The sequence below is a fragment of the Blautia sp. AF14-40 genome (assembly GCF_003479665.1).
GTDB classification, from domain to species: Bacteria; Bacillota; Clostridia; order Lachnospirales; family Lachnospiraceae; genus Fusicatenibacter; species Fusicatenibacter saccharivorans.
Map to the genome: position 1 here is coordinate 70,375 of NZ_QUHK01000002.1, position 15,832 is coordinate 86,206.

The following is a 15,832-nucleotide window of genomic DNA, read 5'->3' on the forward strand; positions in this document are numbered from 1 at the left end:
AAAAAACGATGTGCTGCGGATGCAGATTCTTTGTGTCCGCAGTTCCAAATAGGAGGAACAAGAAAATGGCTGAATCCATGAAAGGCCTGAAGAGAACCTGCCGCTGTGCGGAAGTCACAAAAGCAGATATCGGAAAAAAAGTAACCCTGATGGGCTGGGTACAGAAGAGCCGTAATAAAGGCGGAATTATTTTCGTCGATCTGCGTGACAGAAGCGGTATTATGCAGATTATCTTTGAGAACGGCCCGATCAGTGAGGAAGGTTTTGAGAAAGCAGCAAAACTGCGCAGCGAGTTCGTCATCGCCGTAGAAGGTGAAGTTATGGCCCGCTCCGGTGCTGTCAATGAAAATCTGGCAACAGGAGAGCTCGAAGTAAAGGCTGAGTCCTTACGCATTCTTTCCGAGGCAGAAACCCCGCCGTTCCCGATCGAGGAGGATTCCAAGACGAGAGAAGAGCTCCGTCTGAAATACCGTTACCTGGATCTGCGCCGCCCGGACATCCAGAGAAACCTGATCATGAGAAGCAAAGTGGCAATGCTCACCCGTGAGTTCATGTCCAAAGAAGGCTTCCTTGAGATCGAAACCCCGATGCTGACGAAATCCACACCGGAAGGCGCCAGAGATTACCTGGTACCGAGCCGTGTTCATCCAGGCAGCTTCTACGCACTGCCGCAGTCTCCGCAGCTGTTCAAACAGCTTCTGATGTGCTCCGGCTATGACCGTTATATCCAGATCGTAAAATGTTTCCGTGACGAGGACCTGCGTGCCGACCGTCAGCCGGAGTTCACCCAGATCGATATGGAGCTTGCTTTCGTTGATGTAGATGATGTTATCGATGTCAATGAGAGACTGCTGGCACACCTGTTTAAAGAGGTGCTCGGCGTTGAGGTACAGCTCCCGATCCAGAGAATGACCTGGAAAGAGGCTATGAACCGTTTCGGTTCCGACAAACCGGACCTGCGTTTCGGTATGGAGCTGGTTGATGTTTCCGAGACCGTAAAAGATACCGAGTTCGTTGTATTTAAGGGCGCACTTGAAAACGGCGGTTCTGTCCGCGGTATTAACGCAAAGGGACAGGGCGCAATGCCGAGAAAGAAAATCGACAAGCTCGTTGAGTTTGCGAAAGGTTACGGTGCAAAAGGTCTTGCATACATTGCAATCCATGAGGATGGAAGCTGGAAATCTTCCTTCTCCAAATTTATGACAGAGGAGCAGATGGAAGCCCTCATCAAAGCCATGGACGGACAGGCTGGAGACCTTCTTCTCTTCGCAGCAGACCGCAACAAGATTGTTTGGAACGTTCTTGGCGCACTTCGTCTGGAACTGGCAGAGCAGATGGGACTGCTCGACAAGAACGAGTACCGTTTCGTATGGATTACCGAGTTCCCGCTTCTGGAGTGGTCCGATGAGGAGAACCGTTTCACCGCAATGCATCACCCGTTCACCATGCCGATGGACGAGGATCTGCCGCTTCTGGACACCGATCCGGGCGCAGTTCGTGCGAAAGCTTACGATATCGTCCTGAACGGTACCGAGATCGGCGGAGGAAGTGTTCGTATCCACCAGAACGATGTGCAGGAGAAGATGTTTGAGATGCTTGGCTTCACAAAAGCACAGGCACATGAGCGTTTCGGATTCCTTCTGGATGCATTCAAATACGGAGTTCCGCCTCACGCCGGACTGGCTTACGGACTGGACCGTCTCGTTATGCTGATGGCAAAAGAGGACAGCATCCGCGACGTCATCGCATTCCCGAAAGTAAAAGATGCTTCCTGTCTGATGACCGAGGCTCCGTCACCGGTTGACGCAGCACAGCTGGAAGAGCTTGGTCTTGAGGTTGAGCCGCAGGCTGAGGAAGAGACAACAGAAGAGTAAAGAAAATTTTGTAATTTACAGGACAGACAATTTTGCAGAAGTGCAGCGTTGTCTGTCCTTTTTTAGGTTTCACTCGATCAGTGTAAAGAAAAACTTAAGAAATTCTTCCACGTCTTCCCCGTTGTTTTGCTGGAAAAAAGTGCTACAATATGGTTTGTAAGAAAGATACGGAAACATCCATAGCAAGTGGAACACATAGAGAAAAAGACAAGGAGGAATCACGATGTTAGTTACATTAGTCATGCTGGCAACCTGTTTTGGTCTGCTCTGCGGAATTGGAATTTTATTTGGGATCGTCGGACTGCTGCTGAAATTTGGAGGAAAAGTCCTCGGCGCATGCGCCACTATTCTTCTCCCGATCGGCGTGATCTGGCTTGGATTTAAAATCGTGTTCGCCGTCGTTCCGCTTCTGTTCAAACTGGTCTGTGCAGCGCTGATCTGTTATCTCGTATACCGCATTCTGCGGGAGATGAAACTTGTAGCATAAAAAATAAAATCTAACAGATTCGAAAGAAAACCTGCTTTCCGTCATAAACACGGAGGCAGGTTTTTAATGACAAAAACAAAAATCTATTTTCAGAAAAAAGCCAGTATTTGCTTAAAAAAGAGTAAGGAAAAAGTAAGAAAACAAAAAACAAAATGTGATACGATAGAGCTAACTTGGAAAAACTGAAAAATTCTTTGCAAAAATAGAAAAGTGGGAGGAAGCGTATGAAGAAAAAAGTAATCGCGATTGTGTGTGCAGTCGCAGTGCTGGCGGCAGCCGGAGGGGGAGTGACATGGCATTTCCTTGGAAACAGTACAAAAGAGGACGATAACGTCGTCTATGTCAATACTGTAAAAGCCCTGACCAATCTGGGAACTGGAAATGGAATGGAAAACCGCTATGCCGGTGTTGTGGAGTCGGAAAATACCTGGAAGGTAGAGAAAAACAGCGAGAAAAAGGTAAAGGAAGTTTATGTGGAAGTCGGTCAGGAGGTTCAGGTCGGAACACCGCTGTTCTCCTACGATACCGAGAAATTCCAGAGTGACCTCGAGCAGGCGCAGCTGGATCTGGAACGCATAAACAATGAACTTTCAAGTATGAATACCAATATCGACCAGCTTTACAAAGATAAAAAGCAGGCATCAAAAGACCAGCAGGCAAGCATCACACTGGAAATTCAGGAAGCGGAGCTGGATTTAAAGAAAAAAGAATATGAAGGAAAATCAAAACAGGCGGAGATTGATAAATTAAACGATAACATCACCAATGCGACCGTGATCAGCGAAATCGCCGGTGTTGTAAAATCAATCAACAACGATGACAGCAGCGCCGGCGCTTACTCCGGTGACAACTCCGACAATTCCTTCCTGACCGTTCTTGCAACGGGAGATTTCCGTGTAAAAGGCCAGATCAATGAACAGAATATGAGCGACGGTTCGATTACCGAAGGAAGCCAGGTGATCGTGCATTCTCGTGTAGATGAGAATCAGACCTGGACTGGAACTGTGACAAAGATTGATCGGGAAAATGCACGGACAGGAAGCAATAACGTTTACAGCAGTTCGGGAGACGGTATGACGCAGTCAAGCAACTATCCGTTTTATGTACAGCTCAATGGAACAAATGGCCTGATGCTCGGCCAGCACGTTTACGTAGAGCCGGATGTCGGCCAGCAGGAAGTCAAAACAGGAATCTGGCTGTCTGACTCCTTTATCAACGATGTCGACAGCAATCCTTACGTCTGGGCCGATAATGGAAAAGGCAAACTGGAAAAACGAAGCGTAACCCTTGGAACACACGATGAAAATATGATGGAATATCAGATCACCGACGGCCTTGCAGAAGATGATGCAATCACCTTCCCGGAGGACGGTCTGGAAGAAGGGATGAAGACCGTAGTCAGCACCGACGGATCACTGGGACAGAGCAATCCGGCCGGCGGCGAGGATGACGGAATGGTGGATGACGGTATGCTTGACAACGACGATGGAATGGTCGACGACGGTATGACGCAGGATGAAAACGGCATGGTTGACAATACCATGGACGGCGCAGAGTACAGCGGTGAGGAAGATACAACGAACGTGATCGGCGGCGCCGACAATGGTAAGGCAGAACCGGCAGACACACAGGAAGCCGGATCAGCAGATGACGGGGAGGTGCAGCCGTGATTCTGGAATTAGAGAATATCTGTAAAGAATATATGCAGGGCAAAATCCCGGTTCCGGTTCTGAAAAACATCAACTTCTCCATGGAAGAAGGCGAGTACGTTGCGATCATGGGTCCTTCCGGTTCCGGAAAAACAACACTGATGAATATTGTCGGCTGTCTCGACCAGGCGACGAGCGGACGGCTGATCCTCGACGGACAGGACATCAGCAAATGCAGTGACAATCAGATGTCGGACATCCGCCTGCAGAAAATCGGCTTTGTCTTCCAGAACTTCCAACTCCTTGCAAGACAGAGCGCAATGGAAAATGTATGCCTCCCGTTGACGTACGCGGGCGTGCCGAAAAAAGAGAGAAGAGAGCGGGCAGCGATTGCCCTCGAGCGGGTGGGGCTCGGCGACCGTATGAGTTTCAAACCGACCCAGCTCTCCGGCGGACAGAAACAGCGTGTGGCGATTGCAAGAGCGATTGTCAACCATCCGAAAATTCTGCTGGCTGATGAGCCGACCGGAGCACTCGACTCCCATTCCGGCGAGCAGGTCATGGAGCTGTTCCAGAGCCTGAACGACGAGGGCGTCAGCATCTTGATGATTACACATGACGCGGAGATCGCATCGATGGCACAGCGCACCGTGGAGATCCGCGACGGAATGATGAAATCGAAGGAGGTGGCTGAAACATGAAAAAAGGAAAAGCAGCAAAGAAAGCCGCGATTGCAGTTGTGACCGCAGTTGCCGTGGGCGGTGTCAGTGTCGGCGGTTATTACGGCATCCGCCAGGCGCAGAAGACGACCGTAAAAGTGTATCCGGTCAGTGACTTTACGAGTGGTTACTGGGGAGACAGCATGAACATGGAAGGCCAGATCACCTCGACGGCTTCCCAGAACATCTATCTTTCCGACAGCCAGACCATTTCCCAGGTTCTCGTCAAAGAGGGCGATGTGGTAAATGCCGGAGACACGCTGATGACATACGATACCAGCATGATCAAGCTGGATCTGGAAACGCAGCAGTTACAGCTTGCACAGACAAAGCTGAAAATCCAGCAGAGTGAAAAAGAACTGGAAAAGCTGAAAAAGACAAAACCGGTATCGGATACGCCGCTGAATCCGGTGGAGCCGGATTTCCCGGATTTCCCGGATTTTCCAGATGAACCCATCGATCCGGATTTCCCGGACGAACCGATTCCGACCCCAGAACCGGAGCCGACGTACGAGGATGCTGTTCTGTACAGCAGTACGAATAAGCTTGTATTTGGTTCCAAACCATACAAAGGAGAAGGAACGCAGGAAGACCCATACACCTATCTCTGCGCACCGGGAACAGTCCTAACAGGCGGATTCCTGAATCAGATGGCAGGATACGCGGATGAAAAGGGAACGAAAAAAGAAGAGGACAGCGAAGGATACTGGTTTCGCCTGGAGATTCATGAGGAAAACAAAGCCGCAGAGGCGCTGGAAACCGTGTGGGAGCAGGATGGAACGAAGATTGCGAAAGCATACGAGACTTCGTATGAAGCAGTCCTGAGTCTGAAAGAATCCGAATCGGCGGATGCACCGGAAATAAAAATCACCACGCCGCTTGCCAACACAGAGGTGGCAGAGGGCGGCGAGCTGAAGCTGAAAATCGGAATCAATGAGAAGAAAGATACCGAAGAGAAGCCGGATGAGAAAGCCGACGATAAAACGGATGATAGAACCGAGAGTCCGTCCGAGGACGATGTGACACAGCCGGGTGAAGCCGGAAATGGAAGCGGTGAGGCAGACGATTCCACGGAAAACACCGAAACGGATGTCACTTACACATACGTCTGGAAACACAACGGAAAGACAATCGACGGAGATTTTAAGGATACTTACACAAAAGAAAACATCACAAAAGAGGATGCCGGAATCTATACAGTAGAAGTGACAGCGAAAAATGACAAGGGTACTTCCATGGCAGTCAGCACTGCAAATGTGGCGGTAAAAGAAGGAACGATTACCCCGACACCAAGTGTAACTCCGACCCCGAGCGTTACGCCGGGACCGAGTGTAACTCCAGAGCCGACCGTCAGCCCGGAACCAAGTACAACACCGATTCCGACCACAGAGCCGGTTCCAACAGAAACTCCGGTGCCGAGCGAGACCCCAGTTCCGACGGAAACGCCGACGCCGACCGAAGCCCCGGCAGAACCGGAAGCGGAACCGCAGAGCGAAGATGCGCCGGAAGCAGTGCAGACGACAGCAAAAACCGTATTCTACGGTGAAAAAGCATCGGTACAGTCCCTCTTTACATCATCCACAGGAAGCAGCGCAAATAACAATACTTCTTCCGGTGATGATACCCAGATGACCTACACAAAAGATGAATTGAAAAAAGCCATCAGCGAAAAAGAAAGCCAGATCCGTAATCTGAAGCTGGATCAGAAGGAAGAGGAACTCAAAGTCAAAAATACGCAGAAATCCCTGGATTCCCAGACCGTAAAAGCGACGATCAGTGGTGTGGTAAAGAAGGTTGGAAATGCAGAAAACCCGTCCAACGACGGAAGCGCCTTTATCCAGGTCAGTGGAAACGAAGGTCTGTACGTGCGCGGCTACTTAAGCGAGACGTATCTCGATCAGGTAAAAGTCGGCGATGAACTCAACGTGACTTCTTGGTCTTCGGGTGCTTTTGCAGCGGCAACCGTAACCGAGATTTCTCCGTACCCGACAACAAGCTACATGTCGTACAGCGAGACACCAGCCTCCTTCTATCCGTTCACAGCCGTTATCCCGGAAGGCGGAGAAGGTTTTGAAAACGGTGACTGGATCGAGATTGCAATCACTGTCGGAAACGATGTAGAAAACGGCAACGGCCTGTACGTCAGCAAAGAATTCATCCGCGAGGAAAACGGACAGAAATTCGTTTATATCCGGGATGAAAATGATAAATTAAAGAAACAGAATGTGGTAACCGGAAAACTTCTGTGGGGCAGTTATTACGAAGTGAAGAGCGGTCTTTCCGAAGAGGATTACATTGCATTTCCGTACGGCAAAACCGTGGTGGAAGGCGCAGACACGAAGGAATCCAGTTCATCGGATTATTACAACAGTTAAGGAGGCGCATTATGTTAGAAAATGTAAGACTTTCCTTTCAGGGAATCTGGTCACACAAAATGCGTTCCTTCCTGACGATGCTGGGTATTATCATCGGAATTGCGTCGATCATCTCAATTGTCTCCACGATCAAGGGAACGAATGAGCAGATCAAACAGAACCTGATCGGAGCTGGAAACAACAACGTGACCGTCAGCTTAAAGCAGGGCGACGGTGATTACTGGATGGACAACGGACTGCCAAGCGGCGTGTCGAAACTGTCCGGTGATCAGAAAAAGCGGATCCGCGAGCAGGATCAGGTGGAAAATGCATCGTTTTACACCGAAAGAACGTATGTGAGCGGCATCGCAAAAGGAAACACAACACTGGACAGTGCGAAGGCGCTTGGAGTGGATGAAAATTATCTGTCGACGTGCGGATATCAGATTTATCAGGGACGCGGCTTTGTGGAGAGCGATTTCTCGAAGACCCACAAAGTTGTCCTCCTCGACGATACCGCAGTGCTGACACTCTTCCCGGATGAGTCGCCGGTCGGCAAAACGATCGAGATCATGGGAGAGCCGTTCACGGTGATCGGCGTGATCAAAAAAGCCGATTCGTTCCAGCCGGTCATCAATTCCAGAGATGACTACTATACGTACAATCAGGAATCCTATCCGCTGGTGCTGATGCCGGATGTCTGCTGGCCGATCGTATTCCAGTATGATGAACCGGAAAATGCCGTTGTGATGGCAAAAACGACCGAGGATATGAGCACGGTGGGAAAGACAACAGCGGATATCATGAACGAATCCGTGACCAATACAACTGATTCTCTTTCCTATCAGGCAGAGGATCTGCTGGAGAAAGCAAAGAGTCTGCAGGAGTTAGGCCAGAGCACGAACCAGCAGCTGATCTGGATCGCGAGCATTTCGCTTCTGGTCGGCGGTATCGGTGTTATGAATATTATGCTGGTATCTGTAACGGAACGTACAAGCGAGATCGGCCTGAAAAAGGCGATCGGAGCAAGAAAACGCAGAATTCTGTTCCAGTTCCTGACCGAGGCGGCGGTGCTCACCAGCATCGGCGGACTGCTCGGCGTGCTGGGCGGCATTATCATGGCACAGGTGATTTCGAGGGTATCGCAGACGCCTGTGGCGATCAGTATTCCGGCGATCATTTTCTCCGTGGTCTTCTCCATGGTGATCGGTATCGTATTCGGACTGCTGCCGTCGGTAAAAGCAGCGAACCTGAATCCGATCGATGCGCTGCGAAGAGAATAGAACAAAAAAGAGTTGAAAAATCCGTGCGGGTACAGCGTAGGTGCTGGATCCGTGCGGATTTTTTGTGCGGCGTGTGCGGATGAAACTTAAGATCTTTACTTTTTGCGGAAAGTCGGTTATACTGGAAAATAAGCGCAATTTGCGGCGCAGCAAAGAGGCATTCGAGTTTCGGATTCGGTATGTTTATGAAAATATAAGAAAGATTCAAAGACATTTCACATTCGTTTATGGTATAATCAAACAAGAGTATGACCAACGAAAAGGAGTATACGCGAATGAATATTTTGTTTTTTATCACACCGAAAAGTGAAACGGCTTATCTGTATGACGACTGCTCACTTCGGCAGGCCATCGAGAAGATCGAATATCATAAATACACGGCGGTTCCGGTACTGAACAAAAAGGGCTGCTACGTGGGAACACTGACGGAAGGAGATCTGCTCCGCATCATAAAAGAACGGTATCTGCTGAATTACCATGAAGCAGAGGATATCCCGCTCTGGCAGGTTCCAAAACGGTGGAATTATGAGTCCGTCAACATCAACAGCAACATCGAGGACCTGATCGAGATGTCCATGCGGCAGAATTTCGTTCCAGTTGTGGATGACGAGGGAATCTTCATCGGCATCATCCGAAGAAGAGATATCATCCAGTACTGTTATCAGAAAAGCGGCATCAAAGAAGAGGAAGAAGCCCGGCGCAGCGCGCGGAAACAAAACGCAGAACAGATGATTCTGCAGTAAAGAAGAAAATGAGGGAAACATTATGAAAAAACTGATCGATCTTATCCAGGAAGAGCTGGTAAAAGCCTTTACCGCTGCGGAGATGGACCCGTCCTATGCAAGGGTTTCCGTTTCCAACCGCCCGGATCTGTGCGAATACCAGTGCAACGGCGCAATGGCAGCTGCAAAAGCATACCACAAAGCACCGATCCAGCTGGCTGAAGCAGTTGTAGAAAAAGTGACCGATCACAGCGTGATCGGTGAAATTGAAGCCGTAAAACCGGGATTCATCAACCTGAAAATCAACCCGGAATTTCTGGCAGATTATCTTTCCAAAATGCAGAACGACGAAGATCTTTCTGTAGAGAAAGCAAAAAATCCGAAAACCATCATCGTAGATTACGGCGGAGCAAACGTGGCAAAACCGCTTCACGTCGGCCATCTCCGTTCCGCGATCATCGGGGAAAGCATTAAGCGTATGGGACGCTTCATGGGCCACAACATGATCGGTGACGTTCATCTTGGAGACTGGGGTCTGCAGATGGGACTGATCATCACCGAGCTGCAGGAGCGCCATCCGGAGCTTGTTTATTTTGATGAGTCCTTTACGGGAGAGTACCCGGAGGAAGCACCGTTTACGATCAGCGAGCTCGAGGAGATTTATCCTTGCGCAAGCGGCAAATCGAAAGAGGACGAGGACTATAAGAAACGTGCACTCGAGGCAACGAGAGAGCTGCAGCAGGGCAGAAGAGGATATCGTGCGATCTGGAAACACATTATGAACGTTTCTGTTGCCGATCTGAAAAAGAACTATGGAAACCTCGACGTTCATTTCGATCTGTGGATGGGTGAGTCCGATGCACAGGAGTACATTCCAGACATGGTAGATTACCTGAAAGACAATGGTTATGCACATTATGACCAGGGCGCACTCGTTGTTGATGTCAAAGAAGAGACAGACACAAAAGAGATCCCGCCGTGCATGATCTTAAAATCCGATGGGGCAGCTCTGTATGATACGACAGACCTGGCAACCATCATCCAGCGTATGAAACTGTACAAGCCGGACGAGATCTGCTATCTGGCAGACAAACGTCAGGAGCTTCACTTCGTACAGTGTTTCCGCTGTGCAAGAAAAGCAAAACTGGTGAATGATGATACCGTTCTTTCCTTTATCGGCTTTGGTACCATGAACGGAAAAGACGGAAAACCGTTCAAGACCCGTGAGGGCGGCGTTATGCGTCTGGAGCGTCTGATCGGCGAGATCAACGATGAGATGTATCAGAAGATCGTGGAGAACCGCAGCGTAAAAGATACGGATGCAAGAGGAACGGCACAGATTGTCGGACTGTCTGCTATTAAATACGGTGACCTGTCCAACCAGGCATCGAAAGATTATGTATTCGATGTTGAGAGATTTACTTCCTTCGAGGGAAACACCGGTCCGTACATCCTGTACACGATCGTTCGTACAAAATCCATCCTCGGAAAATATAAAGAAGAGGGAAATGAACTGAAGAAAGGCGCACTTCTGGCACCGAAGAGCGACAGCGAGAAAGCTCTGATGCTTTCCGTATCCCGTTTCAACGGCGTTGTGGAGAACGCATTCGAGGAGAAAGCACCGCATAAGATCTGTGCTTATATCTACGAGCTTGCAAACGAGTTCAACCATTTCTACCACGAGACCAAGATCTTAAGTGAGCAGGATGAGGCAAGAAAAGCATCTTACCTGGCACTGCTGGATCTTGTCCGCGAGGTACTTGAGACCTGCATCGACCTGCTGGGATTCTCGGCACCGGAACGGATGTAAGATTCGTCAAGAGGGAAAAAATAGATAAAAAACAGGCGATTTTTTTGGCAGCCGTCGGCTTCTGTAGTTCTTGCGGAAACGGCGGCTGTTGTGTTATACTTACATCACGATTTTTCATCCGCTTGGACATTCGTCCTGAAAAATCGATTCTATATTACTCTATCGAAGAGCCATTCGGCTCAATTTATATCCATGTACAAAAACAGAATATCGGACTGACAAACACTTTGACGTAAAAAGAGGAGGCGGGATCATTGGAAAAGTAGAACTTCCGGGAGGGAAGTATCGCCTGCTGTCAGTGCTCGGAAGAGGGGCAACGTCTGTCGTTTATCTTGCAGAGAAAACTGGATCCGGAAAGCGGTATGCAGTCAAGGTAAGTATATGTGACAGGGAAAAACTGCGCCGGGAAGCGTTTCTTTTACAGAAGTTTTCATATCCCGGGATTCCCTGTGCGGTGGAACTTCTGGAAAGTGGGACAAAAAGCTTTCTGGTGATGGAAGCTGTAAACGGAAAATCTATCGGACAGCGTATGCGTAAGGGAGAACGGTTTTCCAGCCGGGAAATTCTGAAAACGGGAATTGCCCTGAGCGGGATTCTCTGTTATCTCCATGCACAGAACCCGCCGGTTTTCTACCGGGATCTGAAGCCGGACAACGTGATGATAACAGAGCGTGGTGAAATATACCTTGTGGATTTCGGTGCAGCCGGAACAGAAGAAACGGGTGTGGAAGTCCGTTATGGAACCCGCGGTTATGCAGCGCCGGAGCAGTATGACGGGAAGTGTGACGCCCGTTCCGATCTTTATGCACTCGGCGCACTGCTTGCGGCAATGGCGAAGCATGCGAAAAAGCGGCAGAAAAGAGGACTCTGGCGGGTGATGGAAAAGTGTATGCAGAAAAAGCCGGAGGAGCGGTATGCGTCTGCCGGAGAAGTCAAAAAGGCACTGCGGCGGCTGGAAAGAAAGCAAAAAGGCAGGAAGACTCTGCGGATCTTTGCAGTTTTTGCTTTTCTGACAGGAGGAGCGGCTGCGGTTGCCAGCAGGATGCCATGGGGGCAGTTTCCGGCGGCAGACGAATGGGAGGAGCAGGGAGATCTCTGGTTCTGCGGAAATCCGGTGGAAGAAGGCAGTCTGCCGAACTACCAGAAAGCGCGGGAAGCGTTCTTAAAGGCAGACCATCTCAGTCAGGCGGGGCGTGTGGAGCAGGAACTTGTGGAATACTGTCTGGCGGATGATGCGGCAAGGGAAAAAATGCAGATGGAGCCATTGCTGGCTGAATTTTATGATGACACGCAGCAGGAGCCGGAAAAGGAAAAACGCTGCCGCAGATATCTTGCTGTTGCAGGAATGTATTTCAGTTTTTCCGAAGAACTGGCGCGTGAAAATGACACAGACGCCATGCGGAAAGGAATCGAAGTGCTGGAAAAGGCCGCAGGCGAGAATATGGAGGGGCAGTGGGAGGCGGTTATCTGGCAGAGACTGGCGGATGCGTGCTATCTTGGCGGAAAATCCGGGGATGGGGAAAGAGAACAGGACTGGTGCCAGGAGAGTTTTCTCTATTACGAACGGCTTCTGTGCAGCAGACAGGATGGAAACCGGCGGAAAAATCTGCTCAGGGCCGCAGAGCTGGCACTTCAGTTCGACATGCAGGAAAAAGCAGAACAGTACCTCAACGAGGCCGCAGAAATTCCGGGAATGGAGGAGGATATTTTTTATCAGCAGATCAGAAAAAGATGGGAGGAAGCAGGATGAGAAAAAAGACCATATGCGCAATGATGACAGGATTCCTGGCAGTCCAGGGAATCGAAGTCCACGCGGAGACACAGCAGACGACAGGCGAGGCCGCAAGTGCGGTGGAAAGCGTGGAATTAGAAGCTGAAATCATCGAGAACAGTGATGTGACAGATGCAGACGGGAAAGCCGGACCGGAGGAACTGCTGCCGGACGAAAAGTCAGAAGAAGAACCGCCTATAGAAGAGAAACCAGAGCAGGAACCAGAGCCGCCGGAAGAGAAAACAGATCCGGCAGAGACCGGAAAGAAAGAGAAAGAAGGAGAAGAAAAAATGCTTCCCCCGACGGTAATTCCGGATCCGGAGAAAGAACCAGCGGAAAGGTGGGAAGAAGAGGAGAAAGAAATTTCGGAAGATTCAGAATCGGGGAAGCCAGGAGAATTGCCGGAGGCAGGAGATATGGGTTCCGGGGAATCGGAATCAGAGGAAGGATGTGAAGAAACAGATACAAAAGAATCAGAGACAGAAGAGTCAGATTCGGAGAGAACGGATTTTGGAGAAATGGACACAGAAAAACCAGATTATGAAGATACAGGTTCAGAAAAATCCGGAACGGAAAATTTGATGCCAGAAGATCCGGAACCGGAAAAGCCTGATATGGAAGAAACGAAGCAGGAATCTCCGTCAACCGAAAAAGAGTCAGAAAATCAAACCTCGGAAACAAAAGCACCAGAAAAAGAGGAGCCTACCGTAATGCCAGATGCCGGAAAGTCAAACACAGAAAAGCAGGAACAAACGGGGCCCGGGCAATCGTCTCCGGAGAAAGAAGAACTCAAAACAGACGAACAGCTGCCCGTTGCTGCAGCCACGCCCGAGGAGGTGACCCAAGATCCAGATGATATTCCGCTACAAACAGAAGAAAGCAGTCCTCCGCCTGCCGAAACTCCATCTAAGAGTGCCGGGGAGGAGCCATCTCAAATACGGCCGCAGATCATCGCCGATTTCGTATTATCACAGATAGCAGACGAAGATTTCGAAGCGCCGAACCCCCTGATTATCCGCCCGGCCGACACCAGCGTCGAAATAGATCCCGGTTATACCCCGGAAATTCTGCTCGAGGGAGCCGCCGACACGGCTGAAATTCTTTCCTGCATGGTAAATGGCTCCGAAGCCGAATATGAATGGAAAGAAAACAAAATCTGTCTGAAAGCCGAGAGCCTTTCCGAAGGCTACAACCGCATCACTGTAAAAGTGCGTGGCGCAGACGGCATTGTACGAACCATGAAACCGTGGGAAGTCAACGTGAAACCAAAAACTTCCACACTTGTCAGCCAAAGAACCAGCCAGAAACCAAAAGGAACCCGCCTCTTGCAGTCCTTAAGGCGCCTCTGGAACCTGATTCGTGCCATTGCCGAAATTCAGAATCAGACCACCCGCTATCTGCGTGCACTCTGCAGAAAATAGCCTGATCCGGTTTTGTTTGTATTTCTAATTTCGATATGCTAGAATAAAAGACATGTCATACGATAAAAAAGTAAAAGAGGAAATAAGAGTATGTCAGATATGATATTATTTGATCTGGACGGAACCCTGACCGATTCCGGTCCTGGAATTACAAGATGCGTACAGTATGCGCTGGCATCCTTTGGCATCGAAGAGCCGGATCTGGAAAAACTGAACTGTTACGTGGGACCGCCGCTTCTGGAATCTTTCATGAATTTTGCAGGCCTTGGCTGCGAAGAAGCACAGCAGGCCATCACAAAATACCGGGAGCGGTACGAGGCAGAGGGCATTTTTGAAAATGAAGTATACGAGGGAATCCCGGAGGTTCTGGCGTATCTGAAAGAGAAGGGAAAAATTCTGGCGGTAGCATCGTCCAAACCGGAAAAATACGTGGAGCAGATCCTGGAGCATTTCGAAATCAGAAAGTATTTTACCGTAGTAACCGGTTCAGAAATGAACGAAACCAGAACCGACAAAGGAGAAGTCATCGCAGAGACGCTGCGCCGACTCGGAGCAGAAGACAGCCGTTCCGACGTGGTGATGGTTGGTGACAGAAGCTATGACGTAATCGGGGCAAGAGAAAACGGACTGCTCTGTGTCGGCGTATCGTATGGGTACGGCGGAAGAGAAGAACTCGAGGCAGCAGGTGCCGCAAAGGTATGTGATACACCGGAAGAACTGAAACTGCTGGCGGAGGATCCGAAAGAAGAGAAGAAAAGACGCGACCGCATCAAAAAAATGAAGCCGGAGCGTATCCCGTGGCTGACAAGAGGAGAAAGTGGAACAGGAATCTTTGCGCAGAAAGAGAAAAAAGCAGAGAATATAAAAGAAAAAAGGACAGCGAAAACAGAGCCAAAAACGGAGGAAATCGTAATTCCTATCCAGCGGAAGCTATGGCGTCTTTTAAAACCGCTTCTGACGTACGAACTGTTTCTGATCGGAGCAACCGTACTTCTGGCGCTGATCCTGATGACGTTTACGACCGGCGGTTATCTGGAAGAGCGTATGCACGCGACATCCGTTCTTGCATCAGCAATCGGCAGTCTGGCGGCGATCCCGGTTCTCTGGAAACAGTACAAAAAAGATGAAGGCATGTTCCCGAAACCGGAAAAACGGTGGAGTGCGGCAGAGGCAGCCGCCTGTATTCTGCTGGTTATGACCTTCGGCCATCTCCTGAATACTGTAATGAACGTGACCGGCTTTACCAGAATCTTTTCCGGCTATCAGGACATGGCATCAAAGATTTATGAAGGACAGAACCCGCTGCTTCTGATCCTGTCCGTCGGTGTGCTGAGCGCGGCCGCAGAGGAAATTGTTTTCCGCGGCATGATTTACCGCAGGGCAAAAGATTTCTGGGGAACCGGCTGGGGCATCGCAGCATCATGTCTGCTGTTCGGTGCATATCACGGCAATGTGACGCAGTTTGTCTATGCAGCCGTGGTAAGTGTGCTTCTGATCCTTATTTATGAGCGGTGCGGAACACTCCTTGCCCCGGTTCTTGCGCACATGGCAGAAAATATCTGGGGACTTTACCGGAGCCAGTTCGTATCCTGGATGACCCAAAAAGCACCGGCAGGTGCATGGATGTTCATCTTTTTGGAAGCGGTAATCTGCGCCGGAACATTCTGGTATCTGTTTTTAAAGGATAAACAGGGAAAAACACAAAAATAACAGAAAAAAACCGCAGAATCCGCGAAAAAAAT

Annotated in this window: 11 protein-coding genes; all 11 read left to right on the plus strand. The window is 49.6% G+C overall.

The window, feature by feature from the left end:
• The first annotated feature begins 65 nt into the window (after positions 1-65).
• Positions 66-1,874 carry an aspartate--tRNA ligase gene (gene aspS, locus DWW13_RS02325; protein WP_055219456.1) on the plus strand — a complete coding sequence of 603 codons (1,809 nt, stop codon included), beginning with the start codon at positions 66-68 and terminating at the stop codon, positions 1,872-1,874.
• A gap of 223 nt (positions 1,875-2,097) precedes the next feature.
• Positions 2,098-2,361 carry a hypothetical protein gene (locus tag DWW13_RS02330; protein ID WP_022461142.1) on the plus strand — a complete coding sequence of 88 codons (264 nt, stop codon included), beginning with the start codon at positions 2,098-2,100 and terminating at the stop codon, positions 2,359-2,361.
• 224 nt (positions 2,362-2,585) lie between these two features.
• Positions 2,586-4,031 (plus strand): efflux RND transporter periplasmic adaptor subunit, encoded by a 1,446-nt coding sequence (locus tag DWW13_RS02335; protein ID WP_117760810.1) that lies wholly within the window; start codon positions 2,586-2,588, stop codon positions 4,029-4,031.
• The gene (locus DWW13_RS02340; protein ID WP_022461144.1) at positions 4,028-4,711 is read left to right on the plus strand and encodes an ABC transporter ATP-binding protein; all 684 of its coding nucleotides are present in this window, start codon (positions 4,028-4,030) and stop codon (positions 4,709-4,711) included. The genes DWW13_RS02335 and DWW13_RS02340 overlap by 4 nt, the downstream gene beginning before the upstream one ends.
• On the plus strand, positions 4,708-7,104 hold the full coding sequence (locus DWW13_RS02345; protein WP_117760812.1) for an efflux RND transporter periplasmic adaptor subunit: 2,397 nt from the start codon (positions 4,708-4,710) through the stop codon (positions 7,102-7,104). Before DWW13_RS02340 ends, DWW13_RS02345 begins: the two co-directional genes overlap by 4 nt.
• Before the next feature lie 11 nt (positions 7,105-7,115).
• Positions 7,116-8,366 (plus strand): ABC transporter permease, encoded by a 1,251-nt coding sequence (locus DWW13_RS02350; RefSeq protein ID WP_117760814.1) that lies wholly within the window; start codon positions 7,116-7,118, stop codon positions 8,364-8,366.
• A gap of 275 nt (positions 8,367-8,641) precedes the next feature.
• On the plus strand, positions 8,642-9,109 hold the full coding sequence (locus tag DWW13_RS02355; protein WP_022461147.1) for a CBS domain-containing protein: 468 nt from the start codon (positions 8,642-8,644) through the stop codon (positions 9,107-9,109).
• Between the two features lie 22 nt (positions 9,110-9,131).
• The gene (argS, locus tag DWW13_RS02360) at positions 9,132-10,898 is read left to right on the plus strand and encodes an arginine--tRNA ligase (RefSeq protein ID WP_022461148.1); all 1,767 of its coding nucleotides are present in this window, start codon (positions 9,132-9,134) and stop codon (positions 10,896-10,898) included.
• Between the two features lie 292 nt (positions 10,899-11,190).
• Positions 11,191-12,648: a serine/threonine-protein kinase gene (locus DWW13_RS02365; protein ID WP_243856003.1), complete on the plus strand. Its 1,458-nt coding sequence runs from the start codon at positions 11,191-11,193 to the stop codon at positions 12,646-12,648.
• The gene (locus tag DWW13_RS02370) at positions 12,645-14,090 is read left to right on the plus strand and encodes a hypothetical protein (RefSeq protein WP_022461150.1); all 1,446 of its coding nucleotides are present in this window, start codon (positions 12,645-12,647) and stop codon (positions 14,088-14,090) included. Before DWW13_RS02365 ends, DWW13_RS02370 begins: the two co-directional genes overlap by 4 nt.
• 90 nt (positions 14,091-14,180) lie before the next feature.
• On the plus strand, positions 14,181-15,800 hold the full coding sequence (locus tag DWW13_RS19825; RefSeq protein WP_022461151.1) for an HAD hydrolase-like protein: 1,620 nt from the start codon (positions 14,181-14,183) through the stop codon (positions 15,798-15,800).
• Positions 15,801-15,832: the final 32 nt, after the last annotated feature.